Raw genomic sequence first — 951 nt, 5'->3', positions numbered from 1 at the left:
TTTCCAGTTAGGCTGCCGCCGACATTGTGCTGGATATCCGGGTTATATCTCAAGCAAACAACTGCCGCCATATACAGCTTTGCTCTGACATTAGCGGGCCCTTTTTTACTTAGACGGCTACGGCCTTTCCATTGTCCAGACTGCTGTATGCGGGGTACTAACCCTAAAAATGCAGCAACTTGCCCCGCTGTTCTGAATGAACGGCTGTGCAGCACGCTAAGCATTAAACGGGAGACTATCGGCCCTACACCCGGAATGCTTTCCATCAACTGGCGGTCTTTTCTCAACTGTGGATAGCGACCAATATGGTTGTCGATATCTTTTTCAAGTCGCTTTTTCTCCGCTTTAAGCTGTTCGATCATCAGGTTTAATGACCCAATGACACGCTCTGACGAGCAGTTAAACTCAGCTTTCTCCAAGCGATTAGCCTCGCGATTTAAATCTGTTTCTAACGCTTCTAAGCGTGCCAGAAGTGCTTTCAATTCACGAATTTCCGGGCGCTCCGGCTGCCAGTGTTCAGGATGCATTCTGTGGCAATAGAGAGCTAATATCTGGCTGTCTTTGGCATCCGTCTTGTGAGTGTTGCCCAGACTGGATGCAAACTCTTTGGTTCGGGCCGGGTTAACAACACAGATCTGATAACCGCGCTCAAAAAGATAATGAGCAAGATTTTCATGGTAGATACCGGTTGCTTCCATCAACACGGTAATCTCACTGGGAGCAGCTTTGGTCAGACTTGTAAGCCAGATGTCTAAGGCCTTGCTGTCTGCCACATTATTCTTAAATACTTTGGTTTTGAATTTGTTTTTTTCCGCGTCACGCAACCAACAACAATCGAGTTTGGCTTTACTGACATCAATACCGATATAATGCATCTATCACTACCCTTGTACATACAGCATCACTGAAAACAGGTGCTTGGATACCATTCAATGTATTAGAACAAAAGAA

At 45.8% G+C, this 951-nt stretch carries 1 protein-coding gene; it reads right to left on the bottom strand.

What is annotated here, in order from left to right; genetic code table 11:
- Positions 1 to 875, bottom strand: an 875-nt coding sequence (locus tag DZ54_RS0117345) for an IS110 family RNA-guided transposase (RefSeq protein WP_025675497.1), incomplete at its 3' end; no start/stop codon positions are given.
- Between the last annotated feature and the right edge of the window lie 76 nt (positions 876 to 951).

This window comes from Salinivibrio socompensis S35 (assembly GCF_000513715.1).
Lineage (GTDB): Bacteria > Pseudomonadota > Gammaproteobacteria > Enterobacterales > Vibrionaceae > Salinivibrio > Salinivibrio socompensis.
The sequence above is the reverse complement of the archived record's forward strand: the minus strand, read 5'-3'. Positions and strand labels throughout refer to the sequence as shown.